The sequence below is a fragment of the Colwellia sp. 1_MG-2023 genome, assembly GCF_030546755.1.
GTDB lineage: Bacteria > Pseudomonadota > Gammaproteobacteria > Enterobacterales > Alteromonadaceae > Thalassotalea_H.
The window spans coordinates 60606-86797 of sequence record NZ_JAUOPE010000011.1 but is presented as its reverse complement, the minus strand read 5'-3'; the positions used below and the strand labels follow the sequence as shown (position 1 = coordinate 86797).

Annotated in this window: 22 protein-coding genes and 2 pseudogenes; 12 read left to right on the top strand and 12 right to left on the bottom strand. The window is 38.9% G+C overall.

The annotated features are described in order from the left end of the window. Position 1 precedes the first annotated feature (1 nt). The 5 genes and pseudogenes from Q4493_RS13210 to Q4493_RS17760 all read right to left on the bottom strand — a co-directional run. Entirely contained in the window at positions 2–3019 is a 3018-nt protein-coding gene (locus tag Q4493_RS13210) for an MlaD family protein (RefSeq protein WP_303453446.1), read from the bottom strand. After that, a complete protein-coding gene (locus Q4493_RS13205; protein WP_303453444.1) occupies positions 3009–3632 on the bottom strand; it encodes a paraquat-inducible protein A in 624 nt (207 codons plus the stop codon). The genes Q4493_RS13210 and Q4493_RS13205 overlap by 11 nt, the downstream gene beginning before the upstream one ends. Further along, on the bottom strand, positions 3616–4248 hold the full coding sequence (locus tag Q4493_RS13200; protein WP_303453441.1) for a paraquat-inducible protein A: 633 nt from the start codon (positions 4246–4248) through the stop codon (positions 3616–3618). Before Q4493_RS13200 ends, Q4493_RS13205 begins: the two co-directional genes overlap by 17 nt. 166 nt (positions 4249–4414) lie before the next feature. Further along, positions 4415–4909, bottom strand: a pseudogene (locus Q4493_RS17765) (cytochrome c); the annotation flags it as partial. 117 nt (positions 4910–5026) lie between these two features. Then, a pseudogene (locus tag Q4493_RS17760) lies at positions 5027–5677 on the bottom strand (cytochrome c); the annotation flags it as partial. Between the two features lie 201 nt (positions 5678–5878). On the opposite strand from Q4493_RS17760, the gene yihA reads away from it, so the two are divergent. Further along, complete coding sequence (gene yihA / locus Q4493_RS13190; RefSeq protein ID WP_303453435.1) at positions 5879–6496, top strand: ribosome biogenesis GTP-binding protein YihA/YsxC; 618 nt, start codon at positions 5879–5881, stop codon at positions 6494–6496. A gap of 94 nt (positions 6497–6590) precedes the next feature. Here yihA and chrA read toward each other — a convergent pair whose 3' ends face one another. From chrA to Q4493_RS13175, 3 genes are all read right to left on the bottom strand, one after another. Next, positions 6591–7745, bottom strand: a complete 1155-nt coding sequence (chrA, locus tag Q4493_RS13185) for a chromate efflux transporter (protein ID WP_303453432.1) — start codon at positions 7743–7745, stop codon at positions 6591–6593. An 89-nt stretch (positions 7746–7834) separates the two neighbouring features. Beyond that, entirely contained in the window at positions 7835–8515 is a 681-nt protein-coding gene (locus tag Q4493_RS13180; RefSeq protein ID WP_303453430.1) for a Fe2+-dependent dioxygenase, read from the bottom strand. A gap of 15 nt (positions 8516–8530) precedes the next feature. After that, positions 8531–10873: a TonB-dependent siderophore receptor gene (locus Q4493_RS13175; protein WP_303453427.1), complete on the bottom strand. Its 2343-nt coding sequence runs from the start codon at positions 10871–10873 to the stop codon at positions 8531–8533. 253 nt (positions 10874–11126) lie between these two features. Between Q4493_RS13175 and Q4493_RS13170 the strand changes: the two genes are divergently transcribed. Both Q4493_RS13170 and Q4493_RS13165 read left to right on the top strand, forming a co-directional pair. Beyond that, positions 11127–12830, top strand: a complete 1704-nt coding sequence (locus Q4493_RS13170; RefSeq protein ID WP_303453425.1) for a DUF1800 family protein — start codon at positions 11127–11129, stop codon at positions 12828–12830. Between the two features lie 17 nt (positions 12831–12847). Continuing rightward, positions 12848–14206 carry a DUF1501 domain-containing protein gene (locus tag Q4493_RS13165; RefSeq protein ID WP_303453423.1) on the top strand — a complete coding sequence of 453 codons (1359 nt, stop codon included), beginning with the start codon at positions 12848–12850 and terminating at the stop codon, positions 14204–14206. Between the two features lie 317 nt (positions 14207–14523). Here the strand turns inward: Q4493_RS13165 and Q4493_RS13160 are convergent, their stop codons facing one another. The 3 genes from Q4493_RS13160 to Q4493_RS13150 all read right to left on the bottom strand — a co-directional run bounded on the left by Q4493_RS13160 (position 14524) and on the right by Q4493_RS13150 (position 17603). Then, positions 14524–15438: a DMT family transporter gene (locus Q4493_RS13160; RefSeq protein WP_303453421.1), complete on the bottom strand. Its 915-nt coding sequence runs from the start codon at positions 15436–15438 to the stop codon at positions 14524–14526. A 101-nt stretch (positions 15439–15539) separates the two neighbouring features. Continuing rightward, on the bottom strand, positions 15540–16247 hold the full coding sequence (locus Q4493_RS13155; RefSeq protein ID WP_368506788.1) for a helix-turn-helix domain-containing protein: 708 nt from the start codon (positions 16245–16247) through the stop codon (positions 15540–15542). A gap of 396 nt (positions 16248–16643) precedes the next feature. Next, complete coding sequence (locus tag Q4493_RS13150; RefSeq protein WP_303453414.1) at positions 16644–17603, bottom strand: YafY family protein; 960 nt, start codon at positions 17601–17603, stop codon at positions 16644–16646. Between the two features lie 151 nt (positions 17604–17754). Between Q4493_RS13150 and Q4493_RS13145 the strand changes: the two genes are divergently transcribed. From Q4493_RS13145 to Q4493_RS13110, 9 genes are all read left to right on the top strand, one after another. Beyond that, complete coding sequence (locus tag Q4493_RS13145) at positions 17755–18375, top strand: glutathione S-transferase family protein (protein ID WP_303453411.1); 621 nt, start codon at positions 17755–17757, stop codon at positions 18373–18375. Positions 18376–18389: 14 nt separating this feature from the next. Further along, complete coding sequence (locus tag Q4493_RS13140) at positions 18390–18944, top strand: dihydrofolate reductase family protein (protein ID WP_303453409.1); 555 nt, start codon at positions 18390–18392, stop codon at positions 18942–18944. 102 nt (positions 18945–19046) lie between these two features. Then, positions 19047–19286, top strand: a complete 240-nt coding sequence (locus tag Q4493_RS13135; RefSeq protein WP_303453407.1) for a hypothetical protein — start codon at positions 19047–19049, stop codon at positions 19284–19286. Between the two features lie 10 nt (positions 19287–19296). Next, on the top strand, positions 19297–19398 hold the full coding sequence (locus Q4493_RS17755) for a hypothetical protein (protein WP_368506787.1): 102 nt from the start codon (positions 19297–19299) through the stop codon (positions 19396–19398). Between the two features lie 356 nt (positions 19399–19754). After that, complete coding sequence (locus Q4493_RS13130) at positions 19755–21143, top strand: MATE family efflux transporter (protein WP_303453405.1); 1389 nt, start codon at positions 19755–19757, stop codon at positions 21141–21143. Between the two features lie 114 nt (positions 21144–21257). After that, positions 21258–22517: an RNA polymerase sigma factor gene (locus tag Q4493_RS13125; RefSeq protein WP_303453404.1), complete on the top strand. Its 1260-nt coding sequence runs from the start codon at positions 21258–21260 to the stop codon at positions 22515–22517. Between the two features lie 108 nt (positions 22518–22625). Then, positions 22626–23015, top strand: coding sequence for a YciI family protein (locus Q4493_RS13120; protein WP_303453402.1), 390 nt, complete (start codon positions 22626–22628; stop codon positions 23013–23015). Positions 23016–23032: 17 nt separating this feature from the next. Continuing rightward, positions 23033–23878 (top strand): VOC family protein, encoded by an 846-nt coding sequence (locus Q4493_RS13115; protein WP_303453400.1) that lies wholly within the window; start codon positions 23033–23035, stop codon positions 23876–23878. A 13-nt stretch (positions 23879–23891) separates the two neighbouring features. Next, a complete protein-coding gene (locus tag Q4493_RS13110) occupies positions 23892–24242 on the top strand; it encodes a YciI family protein (RefSeq protein WP_303453398.1) in 351 nt (116 codons plus the stop codon). 104 nt (positions 24243–24346) lie between these two features. Here the strand turns inward: Q4493_RS13110 and glmS are convergent, their stop codons facing one another. Then, positions 24347–26179, bottom strand: a complete 1833-nt coding sequence (gene glmS / locus Q4493_RS13105) for a glutamine--fructose-6-phosphate transaminase (isomerizing) (protein WP_303453395.1) — start codon at positions 26177–26179, stop codon at positions 24347–24349. Between the last annotated feature and the right edge of the window lie 13 nt (positions 26180–26192).

The window sequence follows — 26192 nt, the reverse complement described above, 5'->3', positions numbered from 1 at the left end:
GCTATTTAATTAATATTTTAGGAGCCCAATTGAGCCACTGTGGTTGTAAATCATCATAAAGTTTGAATTCATGATTCTGTTGAATAGCAGAGGTGTTATCCAGACTCTTTACTTCTGGGGTAGCAAAAGCGACTCCACCGGCAAGTAAGGTTTCGATTGATTGTGAGTCGATATTAATCCCTGAAAAAATACTGGCATCTATTTTCACACCACTGGTATTCCAAAATTTACTATTCGAATTTACAAGTGATTGATAACGCTGCGCAATATTAATATATACATTAACATTATTTGCCGTTGAAGATAAACCAACACCTATCACTTTGCCTACTTTCACTTGACGATACAAAACAGGGTTTCCTACGCGAATTGATCCCAGTGACTGAGCCGTTAATTTAAGATTTAATCCATAGGGTAAGTGAGTTATCACGGGAGCAATATCTTCGGCTAAAAAGCTATATTTTTGCTCACCTTTGCCTGGCAAAATATCGATAAAACTACCTGCTAAAATATCTCTAACATGATTATCTCCTGACAAGCTAAAAGCGGTGCTGCTAAGCCAAAATTGAGTGCCTTCAACGGCAAATTTTTTGCCTTTGTCGTATAACACCGCATAAACGTTCGCCCCGAAACTACTTTCATCCAGCGCTACACGTGTGACCATGCCTATTTGTTGCCCTTGGTATTTAATAACTAAATTTTCCGTTAATCCTTTCGCGTCATTAAACTTTAATGTGATGGCGACACCTGCCATCTCTGCCTCTTGTACGTGATTAAATAAGGTGAACGTTGCGCCTTCACTTACTTGTTCATCATCAAGCAATTTCTCTGGATTAAATAAACTAATGCCTCCTTGTAACATAGTATCCGCAGATTCTGTTTGCACAGTAAAACGGTTCAAACCTCCTGATATAGTAAAACCACTGGCATTATAAAACCGGCTAAAAGGCGTAATTAAATGTTGATACTCTTCGTCGATAGTAAGATTTATTTTTATATCTTTTTGGTTCTGAGCTAATGAAACATTATCAACTTGGCCAATATTAATACCGCGATAGCTAATCGGATTACCTGGATACACCGCTGGACCTTCTTGACTTTGTAAGGTTAATTGTAGTCCGCGTGCACTAACATCTTTAACGGGAGGGGTAAGCGATAACTCAAAATTTGCGTGTTCATTGCCGCTGCCAGCGTTAACAGCAATATAGCTACCACCCAATAAAGCATCGGCATTTCTTAAACCGGTAAAAGACAGTTCACCATTAACTAACCAAAACCGAGATTGCTCTTTTAATAAAAAGGCAAACTCAGGAAACAGGCCTGCCGATAACATTACACGATCTTCTAGATGTTGTATTTTATGAAGTGAGCCAACAACTTCACCTTGGTAGATAATACGAGTATTCGTGGTTAAATTTTTTGCTGAGCGAGTAGTTAATTGGAAAGTCGAACGCTGTAGTGCTGATTCTTGTGTATTAAATAATGTAAAATTAGCACCATTTTGAACCGTTGAATTATCTGTAAAATCAGGGGAATCAACGGCTATCCCGCCAGTTAAAATAGATTGTAACGAGTTAGCTTGCACTTCAAAGCTTTGTATTCCACCCTTTATTTTTATGCCACTGGAGTGCCAGAAATGGCTATTACTATTAATAAAATTTTGATACTTCTCTGCAATATGAATATGAACATTAAATTCATCAGCTGACTTATTAACAATAGATTGAATAGTTCCAATGTTTTGTTTTTTATAAAAAATTCCTGAACCTACTGACAATGAATCAACATGACTCGCGGTTAACACTAAATGTAAGCCAGGTTCGTCATAACGATATGCAGGTTTAGTATTTAAAACCGTAAAATGCTGTTGAGACTGTCCCTGCAATGACGGCAACAAACTAATATGAGTGCCTTTTATTAGTCCGCTAACATTGGAAATGCCACGTAAACTGAGTTGCGGTGAAGCTACATAAAACTGCGTTTGATTCGTTAAAAAAGGCGTTGCTCTTGGATTCATTTTTGCAATCGCGGTTATGGTTCTCGTTGTTGGATCAATAGCCGAAAAAGCGTCGATATAACCAAGTGTTAATCCTTGATAAATAATGCTTGCGTCTTGTTCAATGTTTGCGTCCCATGGTAGGGATAATGTTATTTCATGGCCCATTTCCGCTGTTTTAAAACTTGAAAATAACGGATACCGCTGACCATTTTTTGCTTGCGGTAGTGCCTTGGTATATTTGGCGTCTGAAAACGCAATGCCGCCTGTGACTATCGATGCTAACGAATCAGTTTTAACTTGTACACCAGAGGTTAATGAACCTGTGACTTCAAAGCCACTGGCATTCCAAAAACGAGAATTTTCTTTTACTAAATGGGTATAGTCAGGTTCAATAAACACCTTAATGTTGACCTTATTAGTTTGATTATCAAAATGATAACCAGAAACATGGCCAACGTTGATTTGTTTATAACTAACGGGTGAATTTCGCCCGATGGAGCCTAACTTATCGGCTTGTAGATTAATATGTAAGCCCGGTGTCGTTTCACTAAGAATTGGTGGCTCACTTAAGGCGATAAACTTTTTTTGCGCGACCCCTTTGCCTTCAAAATCCGGCTGAATATTAATATAGTTACCCGACAATATAGTTTCTAATCCGGATATGCCTTGAAATGAAATATCAGCCGCTACCGCCCAAAATAAGGTCTTGTCGGTTAACATATTTTTGGCGCTTGCCACCATTTCAATTTCAACGATGACACTTTTTAAATCTTCCGAAACTTCAAGTCCAGTCACTATGCCGGTAGGTAAACCTTTATAGCGCACTTCGGTTTTTCCAACGGCAATACCATTTGCATTATCAAACTGAACAGTAATGAATGTGCCTCTTTCGGAGACAGTTTTAATGATTAACCAAGCACCAAATATTAAGGCGATAATAGGAACAATCCAGATAGCAGATATGCCTTTTTTACGAGTGACATAGGCTTTAGGATGCCTGCCTTCATTATTATCTGTCATGGTTTTTCCTTCTTTCTATATCCCAGAGTAATCTAGGATCGAAGCTTTCAGCGGCAAAAATAGTGAAAATAACCATTAAGGTGAAATACGTAATACCTATACCGGCCTCAATAGAAGTGAAAAAGCCAAAATTAACTACAGAGGCCATCACTACAACAACAAATACATCCAGCATAGACCAAGGCCCAAGCGAGGCAATTAAGTGGTACATTTGTGTTTGTTTTCTTTTTGATATTTTCGAATAATTTTTTGTATTATAAAGTAAAATTAATAAGCCAATTATTTTACCTAACGGTATGATAAAACTAGCAAGAAAAATAATAAAAGCAATAGGATATAGCCCTTGTTTAATAAAAGATGCTATACCTTCGATGATGGTCGATTGTTCTGGCCTGCCTAGCTTGTAAAATACCATCATTGGATAGATGTTAGCGGGAATAAACATCACAATGGCGGCTAATGTCCAAGCAAGTGTAAATTGCACGCTATATTGCTTACGTTGACTGAATACTTGATGACATCTAATACAGCGCTGTTGTTCCGCCGTCATTTTGTTAATTTTTTGGCAGCAAGGACAGCTCCCCAGCCCTAAATGCTTAGCTTTTTGGCTCAAGCTCATCCTCCAATAATTCCCAAATAAGCCGCTGATCTAATGTGATACTAATTAAGGTTGAGCAAAACAATAATAACAATAAGCTAATTAAACCACTGCCAACACTTAGCTCGTCTAATGTAATAAGTTTATACATAGAAACTATCACACCTAAGAAAAACACATGAACCATGCTCCAGCTATCAAACAAATGATAAGAACGATAAAAAGTAAGCAACGATGCGCCAAACTGTCTTCTTTTAATTTTGTATGAAAGGTAAAACGCTGAAAATATTCTAATGCTAGGAATGGCAATGGCGAATAAAAAAACACAAAAAGCGATAATATAAAAATCAGCATTTATCATTAGCATAATACAATCTAATAACGTTGCATCATTGTATTTTCCGGCTACGCTAACGCCGATAATAGGCATGGAAAAAGCCGGCACCAATAACAATAACCCAGCAAAAGAAACCGCTAAAGTACGGTTAACAGGATCTACCTTTCGAGAAAAAAACGTTCGACCACAACAAGGGCATAATGCCGATTCACCTGAAGTTAATTTCGGTAACCTTGCCAAAGAGTCGCAATGCTTACAGGCGATTAATTCATTTTCGTCGTCTAAATTACTCAAAAACTAAACAATTAATGATGGAAGTTAATTTTAGTGTAAGAGATTAAGGCACTTTCGCCAATAAAATGATGAATTTAACGTAATAAAAAAGCAGCGTCATTCGCTGCTTTTTGTAGAGGAGAGCGATTAATTAACTAACATTAAGCGCTCTAAAATGAAATGCTAATTACTTTAATGAAGCCATATAGTTTGCCACGGCTTCAATATCTTTCTTGGTTAATTTTAACGCGATATTTTGCATCATACTATTTGTGTCATTAGTACGATCTTTAGTGCGAAATTTCTCAAGTTGAGATTTTAAATACGTTGCGCTTTGACCGGCAATTGCAGGAAAACCGGCTTTGTCCATACCTTTACCATTGATAGCATGACAAGCAACACATGCTGTGATCCCAGCTTTGGCATTACCACTTAAATATAAACGTTTGCCCCGCTCGTTTGATTCAGCCACAGCTGGATTCAACGTTTGTGAGGCAAAATAAGCTGAAATATTTTGAATGTCATCTGCCGATAAAGCAGCAACCATACCCGCCATTACAGGATCTTTACGGCTGCCTGTTTTAAAGTCGGTTATTTGTTTCACTAAATACGCTTCACTTTGACCAGCTAGAGAAGGGTACATCGCCACTAACGCATTACCATCAGCACCATGACAAGCAGCACAAGTCGCCGCCTTTACTTTCCCTTCAGTTACATCACCAGTAAATGACTTAACAACAACTTTTGCGGCAGAAGCTTTTACTTCGCCAACAGCAGCAGGATCTTTAAAGTAAGCGCCTAAATTAGCAATATCTTCGTCAGATAAGTTACCCGATATTTGATTCATCGAAGCATTATGACGAGTTACGGCTTTAAACGCCTTTAATTGTTTTTCAATATATTCAGGATGTTGTGCAGATAAATTAGGGTTAATCAAAACATCACTGTTACCGTCTTTACCGTGACAATCAATACATGCGGTTATGCCACGCGATTTGTCGCCATGTTCATACAAGGCTTTACCAGTAGCAGCATTAGCAACATACACAGCTTTCGCTGGAGCTCGTGTTACTTGTGCTGGCGATGCGGTAGCGTCATCACTCGATGCTGCAGTTTCTTCGCTAGCAGGTGCCGAACCATCGCGTCCGAAACTTGAAAAATAAGCAGCAATGTCTGCCATGTCTTGTTCAGATAAAGCGGCAGCCATTGGTGACATCACAGGATCACTACGATCAGTTCCTGCTTTAAATGCTTTAAGTTGTTTAACTATGTAATCCGCATGCTGTCCTGCAATATTTGGATAAGCACCCATGATTCCAATACCATTAGCACCATGACAACCTGCACATGTAGCAGCTTTAGTTTTACCAGCTTTGGCGTCGCCTTCAAACGCATTAGCATGCGCTAACATACTTAATCCGATGATTATTGAGAAAAAGACTTTTTTCATAAGGAACTCTCTGTGTTAATGACTTGATTAATTGTAGCCAAGCATTGCTTAAATGAGTAAATTTACCGCGGCATTTTACACGAATGTTGATAATAATTAAGCGATTGAAGAAAAAAAACATTAAAAAATGCAAGGTTTTAATTATTATTTTATAAAAAGAGATATAATTACTTTTTTAATTCTAATGTTCTGGAAGTTATTTTGTCTAACGCTGCTGTCCACCTTTCTAAAGCCACTTTTACAATTAGTGCGCCTGATATCCGTCGACTACCTGAAGATACGGGCATTGAAGTAGCCTTTGCGGGCCGTTCAAATGCAGGAAAGTCTAGCGCATTAAATGCTTTAACCAATCAAAAAAGCTTAGCGCGAACCAGTAAAACTCCAGGTCGAACGCAATTAATCAACGTTTTTGAAGTAAGCGACACGCAACGACTTGTCGATTTACCAGGTTATGGTTTTGCCAAAGTCCCTTTAGAAATGAAAAAGAAATGGCAAAAAGCACTAGGTGAATATTTAGAAAAACGTGAAAGTTTAAAAGGATTAGTTGTGTTAATGGATATTCGTCATCCGTTAAAAGACTTAGACCGAAACTTAATTGAATGGGCGGCTGAGAGCAATTTGCCTGTTTTGGCGCTATTAACTAAATCAGATAAATTATCGCAAGGTAAAGCCAGTGCTGAAGTGTTGAAAGTAAAGAAAAACCTCGCACCATTAAATGCTGACATTAAAGTGCAGGCATTTTCGTCATTGAAAAAAACAGGGGCAGAGCAAGCCAATAAAATTATTTGTGATTGGTTATCAACCGAAGCTAGTGAATAATAAGACAAGGTAATCATTGAATCGAGGTAAGCGTATATGATACTTAGCCTACCTCACCATCATGACCAACATCATTGATAACAAGCTTATTCATCTAACCTAAATTAATTATTATCCCTAACAGACCAAAGCCTAAAACAAGTCCGACAATGGGCACCTTTAATTGTCTTAAACAATAAAAGCCTAATACCACAACCGCCATATCAACCGCATTCAGAACTGATGAAGTAAAAACAGGAAAATAAAGCGCACTCGCCAACAAGCCTACTACTGCCGCATTAATGGCCTGCATTGCTCCCATCAATTTCGGCTGTTTTGCTAAATTTTGCCAATGCTTCAACAAGGTCAACATTAATAAAAAACCCGGGAGAAAAATGCTTAAAGTAGCAATAATTGCTCCGATATAAGGAGCATCTGGGGATAAATGAAAGCCCAGAAACGTTGCTAAAGTAAACATTGGGCCTGGCACTGTCTGAGCCGCAGCATATCCAGTTAAAAAGGTATCGATTGAAAGTTGTCCGGCTAATAAGTTTTGTAATAAGGGTATAACCACATGTCCACCACCAAAAACCATGCTGCCAGCCTGATAAAAGTCAGCCGCAAGTTGCCAGTAAATGGATTCTGAAGAAAAAGCGCTCAATAAAACCAGTAATGCGATAAATAGACTTAAAGGCCACCAAGAAAAAGTAGATTTGACTGGTTGGCTTTCTAAAGCAGAATTGGTTAAGTATTTCATGCCGATCAAGCCTGCAACGACTAAGACAACTAATTGCATCAACAGAGTAGAAAATACTAATAAAATGATACCAGTGAAAACGGCTATGCTTTTGGTTAATGTTGATTGGCAAAAACTGATAAACATAGTTACCACCGCATCAGTTATCACCACAACGGCAAGTAATTTTAAACCGTGAGTAATGCCATAAAAATAGCTGTTGTCACTCAGTTGATTGCTTAACTGAGCAAGCGCTAACATTAAAATAACCGATGGTAACGTGAACGCAATAAAAGCGGTAATTGCGCCAGCAATGCCTGCCTTGTGATAACCCAAAGCAAAGCCAACTTGGCTGGAACCTGGGCCAGGTAAAAATTGACTGAGAGCCACGATTTGACCGTACTTTTCTTGTGAGATCCACCGCAGTTGCTGAACAAATTTTTGATGGAAATAGCCAATGTGAGCAGCAGGTCCACCAAAGCTAATAGCGCCTAATAATAAGAACTGTTTGAAGATGTCAAAATAGCTATTCATAAAATCGGTCAATATAAATAAGGGATTAAAAGTAAAGTGATGTATCACTTTAGTCAGTTAACCACCGATCATACACCTTGATTATGACATTACAACTTCGCAAATTGACGTATTAAGTTATGGTAAACGTTGTGTAAATTATCGAGTTCAGCTCTTGAGGTGTTGTTTTCTTTTATTAAATTTTGAATAGTTTGATCTAACTGATATAAGTTTTGTCGGATACTTGTATCTGAAATCATGCTTTGCATCCAAGTGATTGCAGCCACTCTTTGTCCGCGAGTAACAGCAGTTACCTTATGCAAGCTACTTGAAGGATATAGCACGGCATATCCGGCCGGTAGCTTGATTTGCTGTTGGCCAAACTCGGTTGAAATGATTAACTCTCCGCCGTCGTATGATTCAGGATCACTTAAAAACGTCGTCATCGACAAGTCACTTCGTAACACTTGCGCGGAATTCGGTATACGCATTATGGCCGAGTCAACATGATAGCCGTATTCCTCTGTTTCACTATATCGATTAAAACAAGGAGGGAAAATTTTATCAGGTAAGGCAGCCGACACAATTTTTGGCGTTTCACCAATACGAGCCAATAATTGGTTCGCTAAGTGATTCACGCTTTCATCATTTGCATCGGCTTGATTGTTATTTTTTACCGAAGCTGCCATGCCCATCGCCGTTTTACTGCCATCACCCCAAGGCGCATTGGCAAGTTGTTGACGATAATAGGTCACTTCTTCTTCTGATAATATTTTTTCAATAACAATCATTGCTTGCCTCTTTTACTAGAACTCGTAAGTTGCAGTAAGCTTGGTATTATTCGCATTACCTAAATACATGAATGCACCACTACGATATGCTGCTGTGTAGTATGTTTCGTCAAAAGCGTTACCAATATTTAGCCTAAAAGTTAATGCATCTGTTGCGTAGTAATTAGCAAATAAGTTAACTACTTGGTAATCAGGTACCACAATACTATAACGGCTGTTTGCACTGTCATAACCTGCGGCAGAGTCTGGTTGTCCAGCATACATTTCACTTTGATAGGCGTAATCACCACCAATCACTATTGAATCATTTAATTCATATCTAACTTGTAAATATACACTGTCTTTTGCAAAGTTACTTAACGTTAACCCAATATTATTTTCATTAATAGAATCAGTAACTTCAGCATCCATAGTGGTCGCCGAAAATTGTACACTTAATTCATCGGTGATATTACCAACAAAACCAATTTCAATACCTTTAACTTTGTTTTCACCCGTGTTTAATGTACCAAGTGCAGCATAGTCATCTTCACCGACACTTTCCATCACATCACTTTTGGTAATTTGGAACAAGGATGCAGTGAACATAAATTTATCATCAAATGCCATAAATTTAGTGCCTAACTCTACGTTTTCTACACGTTCAGGATCTGAATCAGGTACTTGACTCGCTGTACCACATACACCACCATACCCACAACTTGCCCCTAAATCAGACTCACCACCATTAATGTTCGTTGCAGTACTGTAATTAGCATAAATATTTACATTTTCAGACAAATCATAAATTAAACCAATATTGCCATTGTACATGGTATCAGAGTATTCATAAGTCGTTTCAGTGCCACGGCTTAAGGTATCATTATTGTAATCGAAGCTATCAACTCTTAAACCATAGTAAAGATCAAGCTGTTGATTTAAATGAACCGTGTTCATCATATAAGCTGATACGGTTTCAATATTCATTGAAGCGTCATCATAGTCATCAACATAGGTTCTACCCATTAATTGACTGATATTATTAACCTTGTTACCAGCAGCATCAATAATACAATAACTATTCGTATCACCTCGACGGCCTGCAGTTACACAGTTCGTTGGGTTATTATAGTCAATGTCATAAACACCGTTATCAACATTTTCATCAGTAAATTCCAAACCAAAAACAAAATTGCTATCGAAACCTAAAACATTGGTATCCCAAAATAAATTAAACTGGGTGCTCTTATAATCTACGTTTTGATTACCTTGATGGGTACTTAAACTTATCGTTGCAGCTCCAGGCGCTAATGGGTCAGATTCAGCTCGTGATGTGCCCCTCGCACCTGTTGTTATGTAACCGTTTTCTGTTTCACCAATACGAGTAGCATTGTATAAAGTCACATAATCGTTAACTTCGTATTCAGTACGTAACGTTAATGTTTTCACTTCAGAAGAGAGAAAGTCAGATTCTTGTGCATAAACAGGAATGTCTTTAACAGGTTTACGAGTTGTACTATCGAAGTAGCTACCTAAATCAGACACATCAGAAGCATCTAAATAATAACCATCAAGAGTAAAAGACAATCGTGAGGTTGGTAAGTAAACACCTGAAACTTGTAAACCCGTTCTTTCGCTTGAAATTCCTTCACGACCAGGCTTATCTTTGTCTGACGATAAAGCGTTAATTCGTATAGCAGAAGTATCAGAAAGAGGAAGGTTATAATCTAAAGTAATGCGTGAAAAGTCGTCCGTTCCTAAACCAGCTTCAACACGGCCTAAGTTATAAGCAACAGATGCTTTTTTAGTAACACTATTAACCGCGCCACCTGATGAACCTCGACCAGCAAAAGTAGAGCTTGGCCCTTTGGTTATTTCAACACGTTCAGTAGCAAAGCTTTCACGTGTACTCATGCCCGGATCTCTTAAGCCGTCAACAAATACGTCACTACGAGCTTCATGACCACGGATGATATAGCGGTCACCAAAGGCGTTGCCATTTTCACCAGTACCCAATGTAACACCTGCTTGAGCAGCCAAAATATCTTTAAGGTCGGTTTTACCTGCTTCTAAAATTTGATCTTGCGTCAACACAGTTATCACTTGTGGCGTATCGACTAAATCAGCTACGCGACGAATATCACCAGAAGCTTCATATAAATAAACAGAACTTTTTACCCCATGCACCGCGATGCGTTCTAATGCTTCATCAGAGGTATTAGTTTTTTTCGATTCACACGCTACAGCATTATTATTGTCGCAGTTATCAGTACTTTGTGCTGCGTATAATTGAGGGCTTCCAATTGCTAAAGCAGCAGCTACAGCATGTGCACCTAATGCCATTCTATTTTTGTTTTCTATTTGAGAGTCTAATTTCATGTTGTTAATTTTTTATGAGAGCGTTAAAAAGTGACAGGAATTATATATAAGCAACACACCAAACACAAATGATAATTAATATCATTTGTGTTTGGTTTCTAATCTTTTCGTATTATATATTGCTAAATGTCATAACGACACGCATTCTAAAGCTTAATAATAGATAGGGCTTTACTTTGTCAATTTGACTTCCCCTTAAAGGCTGCCTAGGCTAAAAATTGAATAAGTTGCACTTCTTTAACTGGATTTCGTTATGATGAGATCATCAATTTTTCTATTTTCAATTGTCTTGCTAGTGTCGTGTGGCGGAGATTCTGCAAACAATACAACGGCATCACCGCCTGTTATCGATAATCCACCGACAACGACCACCCCGCCAACTCCAGAGCCTGTTGATCCCTATCAGCAAAAAATTCAAGCCGCGCGTTTACTTAACCAAGCGACCTTTGGTGCTACCCTAACTGATATAAACTATCTAATAACACGTGGCGAAGAAGCATGGATTGAAGAGCAATTAAACATACCTCCTAGCCTACATTACCCATTAGTAGAGCCCTTTATTGATAATGATGATTTTTGGCGAACCTATCGCATTTCGGCGTGGTGGCAAAATACTTTATACGGAGAAGATCAATTAAGACAACGGGTTGCCTTTGCATTAAGCGAAATATTTGTCGTTTCTGAATACAATGGTGTGTTGTTTGATTCACCAGAAGCACTGGCTAACTATTACGATATTTTAGTTACAAACGCTTTTAGCTCATATCGACATTTACTAGAAAAAATCACCTTGTCTCCGGCAATGGGCGTGTATTTAAGTATGTTAGGAAATGAAAAGCCTAACATTGCACGAAATATACGCCCTGATGAAAACTATGCTCGTGAGGTAATGCAATTATTCTCAGTTGGTTTAGTGGAGCTAAATATCGACGGCAGCCTAAAGCTTGATAGCGCAGGTCAAATCATTCCTACATATGATCAAACCGTGATTAAAGGCTTTGCGCATGTGTTTACTGGTTGGAATTTTAACGGAACCACCGAGGACACTTGGTATCGTTGGTGGCAAAATTTTAACTTATTAGAGCCAATGAGTGCTGTTACTCACTATCATGACGCCCAAGAGAAGCATTTATTTTCTGGCGTGTTGCTTCCTGCCAATCAAACACCTGAAAAAGATTTGTCTGATGCCCTTGATGCACTCGCCAATCATAGTAATGTCCCCCCCTTTATTGCTAAGCAATTAATTCAAAAGTTAATAACCAGCAATCCAACGCCTGAATATATCGAAAGAATCGCACGTGTTTTTATTGATAACGGTTTTGGCGAACGTGGCGACTTAGCTGCCGTTATAAAAGCAATATTGTTAGATGAAGAAGCAAGATTCGGCCATGATCTTGCCCCACAAAGCTTTGGTAAAGTGCGAGAGCCTATTATTCGTGCCACTCATATGTGGCGAGCCTTTAACCTAACCTATATTAGTGATCGAATAGATTTCAGTTGGCCAGATTATTTTTTCGGTCAAGCCCCCTTAGCATCACCTTCTGTGTTTAATTTTTATCGGCCAGATTATAGTCCAATTGAATTAAACGCTAGTTATGGATTGGTCGCGCCAGAATTACAAATTGCCACGGAATCAACCATGACCAACACCATTAATTTTTTTGCTTGGTACGGTTTATGGCGACACTTTTCTGGCGAGGTGGAAAATACCGATATTTCGGAAGAAGACGAACTTTATTTAGATTTCTCCACTGAAGTTAGTATTGCTGAAGAAGAAGGTGCCCAAGCCCTGCTAGAACACTTAAACATTGTGCTCACTGCAGGAGCGTTAAATGACCAAGCAATCACGCTATTAGTAAACGCGTTTGAAGAAAGCGAGCAACAAGACATTGAAAGCAAAATTGCTAATCTCGTTTTTCTGATTATGTCGGCGCCACAATATGCCATTCAGCGATAACGACAAGGAAACAGGCCATGAATAAACGTCAATTTTTAAAGTCGATACTCGCTTCAGGGGTTGGATTATCAAGTTACTCAGCGGTTGGCCAACAGTTAGCCATGATTAATGCTTCAGCTAAAGCAGCACCGCTTGAAAACTACAAGGCACTAGTGTGTATATTTTTATATGGCGGAAATGACTCGTACAATATGTTAATTCCAACAGAAACTAGTGATTATCAAACCTATGCCGACGTGAGACAAAACCTCGCAATTGCGCAGGAGACCTTAATTCCGCTCTCCACTAGTTCGTCGTTACCTTACGCTTTAGGTGTTCCTGATTATATGAGCCCGGTGAGCGAATTATTTCATCAAGGCCGTTTAGCATTTATTAATAACGTTGGTCCGTTAGTTGAGCCGACATTCAAAGCGAATATTGAAAACGGCAGTGCGCTATTACCGCCACAATTATTTTCTCATAACGACCAACAAAAATTATGGGAAACCGCAGGTAGTAATATTAATGAATTATCTGGCTGGGCAGGCAGAATGGCGGATTTGATCACCGACACTTCTGCCAACAGCTTATCAATGAATATTTCTTTAGCTGGCAATAATGTCATGCAAACCGGCAAAATTGTGCAACCGTATTCAATGACCGCAGACGGTGCGCCCATGTTTGACGCATTAAACCCGCTCCACAATTGGAATAGTCAGCGAATAGCATTATTTGATCAACTCATTGCGCTCGATAATCATGTATTAGGAAATTCCTATAAAAAAATTATGTCAACAGCACGAACTAATGCGCTACAAGTAAATCAAGCGCTAGACAGTTTACCAATACTAGCAACGACTTTTGATCAAGACTCACTATCACAAGAACTAGCAATGACCACTAAATTAATCGCTGCTAGAGAAGCACTTGGTATGAATCGACAGGTGTTTTTTATCGGTTTTGGTGGTTGGGATACCCATGATCGCCAATTGTTAGATCACCCTCGTTTATTAAATACCTTAAGCCTTGCCCTACATCGTTTTAATGATGCAATTAACGAACTTGGCTTATCAGAGTCTGTTACGGCATTTACGGCTTCTGATTTTGGTAGAACATTAACCAGCAATGGCGATGGCACAGATCACGGCTGGGGTGGACATCAATTGGTGATGGGCGGCGCGGTAAATGGCGGTAAACTTTATGGTGAAATGCCTGAACTTGCGTTAAATAGCCAAAATGATTTGGCCGATGGAAGAATGATCCCTACCACATCAAGTGAAGAATACGGCGCGCAATTAGCAAAATGGTTTGGTTTAACCGATGCAGAAGTTGCCCAAGTGTTTCCAACCTTGTCTCGATTCGACCAAAACAATATAAATTTTTTACAATCTAATTAATAACCTATCAATTTTAAAACGAGAGAGGAAAATCAGGCAAAAAAAAACCGAAGATAAAATCTTCGGTTGCGTAGCTTTGGGGAAAGCTAGAATATCAAATTATTACAACAGGCGTTCGCTAGGAACAAATGTAGTATAGAGCAACTGCTCTATAAAAGTAAAGCCTTTACTCTAATTTTTTTAGATTTATTCGCACTATATAGAATTTGGCTATTGTGGAGGTGCCATAAATAATGAGAATGGTGTCAACAAATGAGAATTTGAGCTATATGTGTGACCACGCATAATGCTTGAGTTCATCAATCACTTAATGTGGATCAGTTCATCTGTAGTTGTTTTTGAGTTTTTATGGTTTGCATCAATAGACATAGTAATACTAAAGCGACACCTACCCAACCAATAACCTTAAATCTTTCGCCAATGATGAAAACAGCTAAAACAGTTGCAACCAATGGTTCAATTAAAGTTATGAGTGTAGCTTTACTTGCGTCAATAAAATTCAAGCCAAAACCAAATAATAGATACCCTAAAAACATTGGAATTATGGCCATATACAAAGATACCAACGTATTAGTTGAGCTTGAAAATAAGTTATCACCCGTAAACCATAATGAGGGGAGTAACAATAGTGCGGCACAACCGAACAGCCCTGACATGGACGATGTTGAATGAACGCCACTTTCGATTAAACTCCTTGCTGCCCACGAATAACCTGCATAAGTAAATCCAGCAATACAGCCCAAGAGAATACCCAAACTTTGTTGATTAACACTATAAGCAGTATTATCACTCTGGTCTTTACCTAAAGTTAACAACGTAATACCTATAGCCCCAACGACAAAGCTCAATATCCATTGTAACGATATGCACTTTTTACTAATAAGACGCTCAAGGATTGCGGCAAAAAAAGGTGCTGTAGCGATAGAAACCACAGTGCCAATGGCAACACCCGATAAACGCATTGAGGTATAAAAGGCTAATGGATAAATAGCGACAGAAGCGGCACCTAAAAGTAATATCTTAGGTTGTTTGAGCATCACTTTATAATCTATAAGTAGCTTTTTTCTAGCTGTGATCACAAGTAAGACTCCGCCTATACCCATAGAGAACGCACCAATCGCCAAAGAGCTTATATCAGGTGCATAGCTTGCTGCGGTGCCTGTCGTTCCCCAGAAAAAACTGGCAATAATAATAGCTATAACACTTTTAAAATTTTCGTGATTATTTTCCATAATGAGATCTGTTTATGATAACTTTATTACAGAAATAGTATGCTAATTATGGAAGGTATTTTTAACAATTAAGACGCAATCGTTAACAATTCAGACTAAGTTTACTTTTTGAACTTAGTTGGTGATAAGCCAAAGTATTGTGAAAACCTTCGGCTAAAGGCGGATGGCTCTTTATAACCTATCTTTTCACCAATAATTGCTAACGGGTAATCTGTATGCGTAAGTAAAGCTTGGGCTTTTTCCATTCGAAGTTTTGTTACGTACTTCATCACAGTCAACCCTGTTTGTTGTTTAAAGAGTTTCTTAAACTGTGTCTCACTTAGAAAAGCAGATTCAGCCAAACGTTTGATTTGGAGTTGCTCTGCAATATTTTTTTCGATAAAAGATATTGCTGTACCAATACGATTATCTACTTTTGGCAATAAAGGTTGCTCTGCAAGCAGTAAACTAAATATTTCAAACATTGCTTGCTCTAATTGAGCATTAACTTTGTTTTCTAGTTGGTTTTCGATGAAAGTTAAGTAACTTTTAAGAGATGAATTAATCGCAAAAACAATATATTGTGAAGATGAAATGTTTAGGGGGAGGTGTTCCATATCCACGACTACAAACCTAGCTTCAGTATCAGCAGCGAACAAGTGCTCTTCGTTGGCTTTAACTACAACACATTCACTCGGTGCAACTCTACCATTAAAGTTACCAACACATATATTTATGACACCACGTAAAGGTAAAACCAACTGATTAAAGTGATGTGAGTGACGCGCTGGTTTTGTACTGTAGGAGCGAATGGATATTAGGTTTATCATAATAAAAGAAAATGTATGGTTATACTTCATTCTAGTTCTGGTTATACATAGTAGAACAATGGATAATAAAGTGAAGTGTTACTTTTTACTGATGCTTTATTTTCAAGTATCTATGACCACTTTGGTGGCTTTTGCGACTGTCAGATTTGATCTAATTCATCACTCATCTAGCATGATTTAAATCAACGCTTGAACAAAAAGGCAAGTTAAATGAAAATCTAACTCAACTCAACATCGGATAGTAATATTCTCGTTATTTATGAAGTTATGAGCAATTTTCTCATGAAATCTGAAACTAAAAACCTTAAATTAATTCACTTGTCTGTCTATAGGGCTTATCAACCCTGATCACTCATTCTTAAAACTTTCGAAGTTACACACTATCAATAAACAAATTCAAATTGCTAAAAGTAACTTTTGAGCATGCTCTTTAAGTGCTGTTTTTAACTCGTCAGGTGATTTAATAACAAACTTAAATGGCAGCCTTGCTAACCATGAAATAAACCACTGAAAATCATCTGTGCTGGTAGTGAGTAATACACCATCGCCATCTTGTACAAATAGGTCTTCTAAATCTTCTATGTTAGAGGTAGCTGTACTCATATAGGCCATGACTGAATTGAAATCGGCATGGAACAATACGCTTACAGCATAGCGCCTCTGCGCTTTATAAAGGCTTTGTTGAAGGTGCCGAGCCGCATCAAAATTGGCCGGTGGTTCGAAATGAACATCTGTACAAGTAATATCTGATAGCCTGTCTAACCTAAAAGAGCGAAGATCTTGACGCAAATGGCAAAAGCCTCCTACGTACCATTTTCCTGCCCTAAACACTAGCCCGTATGGATCAAATCTACGTTGCATAGTTTCACCTTGGGGAGATTGGTAAACCATATTAATGCCCAAGCGAGATTGAACGGCGTGAGTTAATGTAACAAGATGATGATAACCAGATGATTGCTGTGAAGGAATTAACTGAACAGTGTTACTAATTGTTTGGATCTGGTTTTTTAGATGATCAGGAATAACCCGCTGCAGTTTTGCCTGCACGCTTTCTACGGCCATATTATCATCCAAAATATTTTGTTCACGTACCGCTAAAATCGCCAGCATTATGACTTGCACTTCAGCCTCGGTGAACATGAGTGGTGGCAATTTAAAGCCAGGTACTAAACAGTAGCCACCGTAACGGCCTTGCTCTGTCATAATGGGAATCCCCATATCTTCTAACACTGAGATATAACGCCTGACTGTACGTCGGTCGACACCTAAACGTTCGGCAATATCAGCACCAGAAAGCAGCCCCTTAGCCTGAAGCAACTCTAATAGGGTTAACACTCGAGTGGTCGGCCTGATCATTATCTTACCTTTTATGAAAAAAATTTATGATGACTTATTAATAGGGCGAGTTCTATCCTATTTACGAAATAAGATAGCGTTATTGCAATAGTTAGCAAATACATATCACAACTTATAGTAGTGATTACATTAGAAATTAAGGAGAAGTTTTATGAGTGCTATGACGTTTTATACTAACCCACAATCTCGAGGTCGTGTGGTTCGTTGGATGTTAGAAGAAGTTGGCCAGCCTTATGATGAAAAAGTCATGACCTTCGGGGCTGATATCAAATCACCCAGTTATTTAAACATTAATCCTATGGGTAAAGTGCCAGCTTTAGTTCACAATAATACTGTGGTGACAGAAGTAGTTGCCATTTGTAGTTACTTAGCGGAGCAATTTCCTGAGGCGGGACTTGCGCCAGCAATTGCTAGCCCTGAACGTGCTAGTTACCATCGCTGGTTGTTTTTTGCGGCAGGGCCTTTAGAGATGGCCTTAACAATTAAGGCCAATAATTGGCAAATAACCCCAAAAAGCGCGGTCTCTATTGGCTGCGGTCAAGTTCAAGACACACTGAATGTTATCGAGCAAACACTTAGTCAACAACCCTATTTATGTGGTGAACATTTCACGACGGCTGATCTTGTGATGGCAAGTTATATTGGCTTTCATACTATGCTGAATATCCTTGAGCCAAACCCTGTGTTTAGCCAATACGTAGAACGCTGTAAAAACCGTGAAGCAGCTAAACGCGCTGAAGCTTTAGATAATGCCTTGCTTGAAAATAACTAATAAAGGAGATAATTGTGAAAACACAATATTACACAGCAACTAGCCTTGACGGTTTTTTAGCGACTGAAGACGACTCTCTTGATTGGCTGTTTCCTTTAGGTGACATAAATCAGTCAAGCTACCCAGAATTTATTGCAAAAGTGGGGGCGGTAGTAATGGGCTCGGCCACATATGAATGGATGGTAAAGCATGCTGAGCAAGTGGCTCAAGAAACAGGCTCTCCTTGGCCTTATGCTCAACCCACTTGGGTATTCACCAGCCGTCAGCTTCCTATCATTGAAAATGCAGATATTCAGTTTGTAAACACTGACGTAAAACAAATTCACAAGGACATGCAAATAGCCGCTAAAGATAAGAATATTTGGATCGTGGGAGGTGGTGATCTTACGGGACAATTTTTCGATGCAGGTTTATTAGATGAAATGATTGTTCAAGTAGGCTCTGCAACCCTTGGTTCCGGTAAGCCACTTTTTCCGCGCCGAGTTTTAAGCCCTAGATTAGAACTGAAATCTTGTCAAAAAATGGGCATTGGTATGGTTGAGTTACGCTATAAGGTAAATAATAGTTAAGAAGACATACTTTTCATTAATGCTAATATCGACATTCACTCAATGTTTATTAAATGCAAAAATAATATCTAATACAGATCGTTAACTAATAGGTTTTTTTAAATGAAAGTAAAACGAATAGTTTCAAATATTGCAGCATCAGACACCAATGATGCTAACACATTCTATAAGTCTATTTTAGGCCTTGAGCTTGTTATGGATCACGGATGGATTAAGACCTATAGTTCTGGCGAAGAAATGACTGCACAAATTAGTGTCGCATCTGAGGGAGGTTCTGGTACACCAGTTCCCGATTTGTCAATAGAAGTTGACCAGCTTGATGTAGTGCTAAAAAAGAGTTAAAGCTAACAAAATTCAGATCGAATATGGACCTACATCAGAACCTTGGGGCGTTCGTAGGTTTTACATTCGAGATCCCTTTGGGAAACTAATCAATGTATTGCAACATGAGTAAACCAAAAACACGGCTAATGATATCAATTTCACCGATCAACTCGAACCTGATGGTCAAGGTAGTGAGGATGAAATTATCAAGCAAGCCATTGATGGTAAAGGTGCTTACACTATGGTGTTAGCGGCTTTAAAAGCTTGGCTAGAGCATAGTATTGAACTTAACCTAGTAGCTGAACAATTGCCGACAGCTAGTTTTTGATTAAAAATAATATTTCGATAAATGTAGCTTACCTGTCGATTTAAGGTTTTCTTAAACGACTACTCATGTGAAGTATCAGCCTCACTTGAGTAATAGAATACTCAATCAATTTTATATCAGTTGAAGCTCCCTGCGGGACAATGAAATAAGGTTAAATAATGCAAGGACAAAATCTAACAAGTGGCCATATTCCAAAGCAGTTATGGTCTTTGGCGTGGCCTATGATGCTCTCAATGTTTTTTCATTCACTCTACAATTTAGTGGATGCATTTTGGGTGGCAAAAATTTCGGCTTCTGCCATTGCTGCTGTGTCTATTGCACAAATTATTTTGTTTATTACGATCAGTTTAGCCATGGGGATTTCAGTGGGTACTTCGGTATTGGTTGGTCAGAATATTGGTGCCAAAAAAATAGCCCTTGCTGAACGGGTGTTGGGACAAGGTTTTCTGTTAACTATTATTGCCGCGCTACTTTTCACTTTAGTTACGCTTAGTTTTAGCGAGCAGTTGCTTGTTATTTCAGGCGCTGTTGGCGATATATTACCGTTAGCTACGCCTTATTTTATTGTGATCATTGCAGGTTCAATACTGACATTTTTGATGATGATGATTTCGATTTCTTATAATGCTCAGGGCGACAATTTTACTATGACTAAACTCTTCGCCCTTTCTACCGTGATCAATATGCTACTTGATCCCATTTTTATTTTTGGCTACGCCGGCTTCCCTGCACTGGGTATTGCAGGTGCGGCCTATGCTACCTTGATATCGCAAGCTGTTTTTATCGTGTTAGCCTTAAGGTTGCTAATGAAGCCCTCTATGATGGTGCCCCTACATTTAAAGTATTTACGGTTAAATTGGCTATCAGTAAAAAAAGTGATAGATATTGGATTACCCGCCTCACTTAACCAAGTACTTAACCCACTCGGTTTTTCGGCATTAATGTTTATTGTCTCGGCAACTTTTTTAGAAGCCGGTGCTGCGGCATTTTCTATCGGTTTTAGAATAGAATTTTTTGCCTTTATTCCGGCAATTGGCTTTGGGTTTGCGGCAATGTCTATGATTGGTCAAAACATAGGTGCTGGTAATCACGATAGAGTTAGCGCGGTTTTAAATATATCTGTCCGTTATGGCTCAGGCTCTGCGCTAATCTTTAGTTTGCTGGTTTTTATTTTTGCTCCTTATATTGTGGCTATTTTTACCACGGATCCTCTGGTGTCTGAATATGCCTTACAATATTTTCGTATCGTGCCTTTGGGGTATATCTTTTTTGCCGTTGCTTTTATTGAAGCCAGTATTTTTCAAGGAATAGGAAGATCATGGCCAGGCTTTTGGATCACTTTTGCAAGAATTGGTATTTCGCTGGTGATTAGTTTTATTACCATTAACTTATTGTCATTAGAACTGTGGACCGTTTGGTTATCTATTGTCGTTGGTAGCGTGATTGCCTCGTTATTTGGATTATTATGGCTTAAACGTGCATTGGCATCAGCCCAACAACAAGAAACAGCAAATGAAAGTTTGCAAGTAGAGGAAGTTATACCTTAATGGGTATAGGTCATGGCCATGCAAATGCATTAGTGGCTCATTTTCGAAAGCAATAACTCGGTATATTCGCTTTAGCCTAATTTATTTGAATTAACCTAACTAAAAGACATTTCAATGCCACAAGCTGATCCGCATAATCAACATTTAGCTCAACTTTATCAAGAGCAATCAGCAAAAGTATTAGCGACTTTGGTGCGCTTGCTAGGTGATTTTGACCTTGCTGAAGAAGCTATGCATGAAGCATTTTCTGTGGCATTACAGGCATGGAAAGAAAATGGCGTTCCGGCAAACCCGACCGCTTGGTTGATCTCTACAGGACGCTTTAAAGCAATAGATAATTTACGTAGAAAAAAACGCATTGCTAAGTTAGAGCCAGACATTCAACAGTTAATTACCGATCTTGAAGAACATAATAAACATGTCAATCAACAAGAAATAGAAGATGATCAACTGCGCATGATTTTCACTTGTTGCCACCCTGCGATTAATATTCAAGTGCAAATCCCACTCACTTTACGAGAAGTTTGCGGATTAACCACGGAAGAAATTGCCAGCGCCTACCTTGTTACGCCAGCGACTATGGCACAGCGAATTGTACGCGGTAAAAATAAAATCAAACGCACAAACATCCCTTTTGTGATCCCACAAGCCGCTGATTTACCCGATAGAATTGATGCGGTTTTATCAGTCATCTATTTAATTTTTAATGAAGGTTATGCTGCTTCAAGTGGTAATTTACTGTGTAAAGTTAATTTATCCAATGAAGCCATCAGGCTTTGCCGTCTTGTTTTATCATTGCTGCCCGACTCAGAAGTGATGGGCTTGTTAGCTTTGATGTTATTACATGAGTCAAGACGCGAAGCTAGAGTTGATGAACAGGGAAACATTGTACTGCTTGCAGAACAAAATCGCGCTTTATGGCGACCAGATTTAATCGCCGAAGGTGTAGCACTGGTGCAACAAGCGCTTGCCACTCAAAATATTGGTACTTATACAATACAAGCCGCTATTGCCTCAATACATGCACAATCAACCACCTCTACCGACTGGCAACAAATTATTGAACTTTACGACCTGTTAATGAAAGTGGATCCTTCTCCGGTTGTCGAACTAAACCGCGCCGTAGCCGTTGCCATGCGCAGTGGGCCGCAAGCCGGCTTAGAGATTATCGAAGGGATATCAGCACAGGGAAAGTTAAATCATTACCATAAATTACATTCTACTCAAGGTGAACTTTTAGCACGTATTGGTGATTTACCAGCAGCAATCAAGGCATTTGAAATGGCCTTATCTTTAGTCAAGCAAATCCCTGAAAAACGTTACTTGCAACAAAAACTGACTCAACATAAAAAAACAATAAACGACAAAATTTAATTTTTTGAAAATATTTTCTGGTTTTGTCGATTTCACTGACACTCATTCGATTACTTAATACCAAGCACAATAACGTAAAGCTAAAGTTAAGCCGATTAAGGAGTATTTATGAAATTTATTTGCCTTGGATATTTTGATGAAGTGAAATGGAATGCATTACCTGAGTCAGAGCAGACTAAACTAATGGAAGAGTGTTTTGCCTACGATGATGAATTACGTCGAGGTAAACATTTTTTAGGGGGAGAAGCCTTAGGTTCAGCCGCTAACGCTGTAACATTAAGAATTAAAAGTGGTGATGTCGATGTACTGGATGGGCCTTTCACAGAAACCAAAGAGGTATTGGGTGGTATTTTATTTCTTGAGGCTAAGGATCTTAATCATGCCATTAGCTTAATGGCAAAACACCCGGGCGTTAAAATGGGGCCGTTTGAAATTCGCTGTGCAGATGAAACCATTAATCAACAAATCCTTGCACGCAACAACAAGTTCAATAATTAGTTTATAAGGAAAATATTATGAAAGTCATGATAATGATTAAAGCAACAAACAGTTCTGAACAAGGCGAGCTACCCAGTGCTGAATTATTAACGGCTATGGGTAACTACAATCAAGAGCTGGTAAATGCAGGCATTGTGGAATCGGGAGAAGGTCTAAAACCAAGTAGTGAAGGTTTTAGAGTACGTTTTAGTGGCGAAAATCGAGATCTTACCCAAGGCCCCTTTATCGAAACCAACGAGCTCATTGCCGGTTATTGGATATGGAATGTAAATTCAATGGAAGAGGCTATTGAGTGGGTGAAAAAGTGCCCTAACCCAATGACGGCAGATTCTGAAATTGAAATTCGCCCATTCTACACCATGGAGGATTTTGCAGAAGTGAGTGGTAGTGAAGCCGTATTAGCACAAGAAGAAAAAATGAGACAACAGCTAGCTTCATCAAAAACTCAGGTTAACAACTATCTATTTTTCTCTGGACATTGTGAAAAAGCGCTGAATTTTTATCAACAAGCGCTAGGGGCTGAAATTCATTTTTTAATGCGCTTTAGTGAAAGCCCAGAGCCTTTACCTGATGATTTATCAGGCGAAGAATATAAAAATAAAATCATGCATGGCGAATTTACGCTTGGTAATGCTAGATTTTTAGCCTCAGATGGTTGTGGAGATGGTACCCAAATGAGCGGTTTTAGTTTAGCCTTGACCCTAGAAACAGCTAAGGAAGTCAATGCAATTTTTGCTGCTTTAGCTAAAGAAGGAAAAATAAACATGCCCTTAGCAGAAACATTTTGGTCACCACTCTACGGCCAAGTGACCGACAAATTTGGGGTTAATTGGATGGTCATGTTGCCCGAAAATGGCGCTTAACTAAGGAGTTATTATGCAATATATACTGTTAATTTATAGTGATGAAAATTGCTGGACCGAAGAAGAAAGCGAAGCTTGTTATAAAAAATCAAGAGCAATCAGTGAAGCATTAACGGCACAAGGAAAATTGATTTCTTCTGCCCCATTACACCCCATTACTAGCGCCACTAGTTTACGGGTGAGAAATGGTAAACAGCAAATCACAGATGGTCCCTTTGCCGAAACCACAGAACAACTCGGAGGTTACTATATTGTTGATGTGGATAATTTAGACCAAGCTCTTGAGATAGCAGCAAGTTTACCACCCGCTAAAAAAGGCACAGTAGAAGTAAGACCCATTATGCAGTTAAATGAATTGAATTAAGCTTGAACATAAAACTAAGCCGACATAATTGTCGGCTTTCACTTTCCCATAACAGGGTCAAACTATATTACTATCCCACAGGAATGTGATTTATCAATCAAAAGTTACTCAACCGTGACACTTTTTGCCAAATTTCGTGGTTGATCAACATCGGTGCCTTTAATAATCGCCACATAATATGACAACAATTGCAGGGGTAATGTATAAACAATGGGTGCGATTAAGTCGTCACAATGTGGCACGTTGATCACTTTCATGGTGTCATCGCTTTCAAATTTTGCATCAGCATCTGCAAATACATACATTAGACCGCCACGGGCACGTACTTCTTCAACGTTTGATTTTAATTTTTCAATTAAATCGTTTTGTGGCGCAACCACGATAACCGGCATTTCAGCGTCTATCAGGGCTAATGGCCCGTGTTTTAGTTCTCCTGCCGCGTATGCTTCAGCATGAATATATGAAATTTCTTTTAGCTTTAACGCGCCTTCCATTGCGATTGGGTATTGATCACCTCGACCTAAAAATAATGCATGATGTTTATCAGCAAAATCCTCAGCTAAATCTTCAATAGAATTAGCTAATGCGAGTACTTCATCAAGTTTATTTGGCAAGGTTAGTAGTGATTGAGCAATGTCATGTTGAACATTTTCGCTCATGCCATTGTGTTGGCCGATGGCTAAGGTCATCATCAACAAACCAACCAATTGAGTGGTAAAGGCTTTTGTTGATGCAACACCAATTTCTGCGCCGGCTTTAGTCATAAAGGCTAAATCAGATTCACGCACTAAAGAAGAGCCCGTGACATTACAAATCGTTAAACTTGCTCGATAGCCTAGCTCTTTTGCTAAACGTAATGCTGCTAAAGTATCTGCCGTTTCACCAGATTGTGAAATAGTGACGATTAGGGCATTTTTAGGAACATGAGATTTTCGGTAGCGAAATTCACTGGCAATTTCGATATTACAAGAAACTCCGGCTAACGACTCTAACCAATACCGTGCCACCATGCCTGAATGGTAACTAGTACCACAAGCGATAATTTGTACATGTTCAATTTCTTTAAAGATAGTGTCAGCACCATCACCAAAGGTGTTTACATCTAATGCGTGACCAATTAAACGACCTTCAAGGGTATTACGAATAGCGGTAGGCTGTTCGTAAGTTTCTTTTAACATGTAGTGACGATACTCACCTTTGTCACCAATGTCTTGAGCGACTTCGCGCTCTTTAGCTTCACGTTCAACCGGTAGACCTTCAACATCAAAAATATTAACCGAAAAGCGTGTGATTTCAGCAACATCGCCTTCTTCTAAGAAAGAGAACTTACGCGTTACGGGTAATAATGCCATCATATCTGAAGCAATAAAGTTTTCACCTACGCCATAACCAATCACTAATGGACTACCAGAACGAGCAACCACAATTCGATCTTTATCTTGGCTGTCCATCACTACAGTGCCGTATGCGCCATCAAGCTGAAGTGCTGTTTTTTGTACTGCTTGTACAAGTGAATCAGCTGTTTTCAATTCATGATGTACTAGGTGGGCAATCACTTCTGTATCTGTTTCAGAAACAAAGACATAACCTAATGTTTGTAGTTTTTCTCTCAGTTCTTTGTGGTTCTCAATAATGCCGTTATGCACGACAGCGATATTGTCACTTGATAAATGAGGGTGAGCATTGACTTCACTTGGTGCTCCATGTGTTGCCCAACGAGTATGCGCAATACCTGTTCCACCAAAAAGCGGGGTTGCAATTAATGCATCTGCAAGCTCTTGAACTTTACCTAAACGTCGAGATCGCTGTAATTGTTTATCATTATTGATAATCGCCACACCAGCTGAATCATAACCTCGATATTCTAGACGTTTAAGTCCTTCTACTAATATATCTGCCACATCACGTTGTGCAACTGCACCGACGATCCCACACATATTTATCTTTCCT

Coding starts and splice junctions, on each gene's coding strand:
- glmS (WP_303453395.1), bottom strand. CDS start 26,179: ATGTGTGGGATCGTCGGTGCAGTTGCACAACGTGATGTGGCAGATATA.
- chrA (WP_303453432.1), bottom strand. CDS start 7,745: ATGAATAGCTATTTTGACATCTTCAAACAGTTCTTATTATTAGGCGCT.
- Q4493_RS13135 (WP_303453407.1), top strand. CDS start 19,047: ATGAAAGTAAAACGAATAGTTTCAAATATTGCAGCATCAGACACCAAT.
- Q4493_RS13150 (WP_303453414.1), bottom strand. CDS start 17,603: ATGATCAGGCCGACCACTCGAGTGTTAACCCTATTAGAGTTGCTTCAG.
- Q4493_RS13145 (WP_303453411.1), top strand. CDS start 17,755: ATGAGTGCTATGACGTTTTATACTAACCCACAATCTCGAGGTCGTGTG.
- Q4493_RS13155 (WP_368506788.1), bottom strand. CDS start 16,247: ATGATAAACCTAATATCCATTCGCTCCTACAGTACAAAACCAGCGCGT.
- Q4493_RS13125 (WP_303453404.1), top strand. CDS start 21,258: ATGCCACAAGCTGATCCGCATAATCAACATTTAGCTCAACTTTATCAA.
- Q4493_RS13165 (WP_303453423.1), top strand. CDS start 12,848: ATGAATAAACGTCAATTTTTAAAGTCGATACTCGCTTCAGGGGTTGGA.
- Q4493_RS13110 (WP_303453398.1), top strand. CDS start 23,892: ATGCAATATATACTGTTAATTTATAGTGATGAAAATTGCTGGACCGAA.
- Q4493_RS13120 (WP_303453402.1), top strand. CDS start 22,626: ATGAAATTTATTTGCCTTGGATATTTTGATGAAGTGAAATGGAATGCA.
- Q4493_RS13170 (WP_303453425.1), top strand. CDS start 11,127: ATGATGAGATCATCAATTTTTCTATTTTCAATTGTCTTGCTAGTGTCG.
- Q4493_RS13180 (WP_303453430.1), bottom strand. CDS start 8,515: ATGATTGTTATTGAAAAAATATTATCAGAAGAAGAAGTGACCTATTAT.
- Q4493_RS13160 (WP_303453421.1), bottom strand. CDS start 15,438: ATGGAAAATAATCACGAAAATTTTAAAAGTGTTATAGCTATTATTATT.
- Q4493_RS13210 (WP_303453446.1), bottom strand. CDS start 3,019: ATGACAGATAATAATGAAGGCAGGCATCCTAAAGCCTATGTCACTCGT.
- Q4493_RS13115 (WP_303453400.1), top strand. CDS start 23,033: ATGAAAGTCATGATAATGATTAAAGCAACAAACAGTTCTGAACAAGGC.
- Q4493_RS13130 (WP_303453405.1), top strand. CDS start 19,755: ATGCAAGGACAAAATCTAACAAGTGGCCATATTCCAAAGCAGTTATGG.
- Q4493_RS13175 (WP_303453427.1), bottom strand. CDS start 10,873: ATGAAATTAGACTCTCAAATAGAAAACAAAAATAGAATGGCATTAGGT.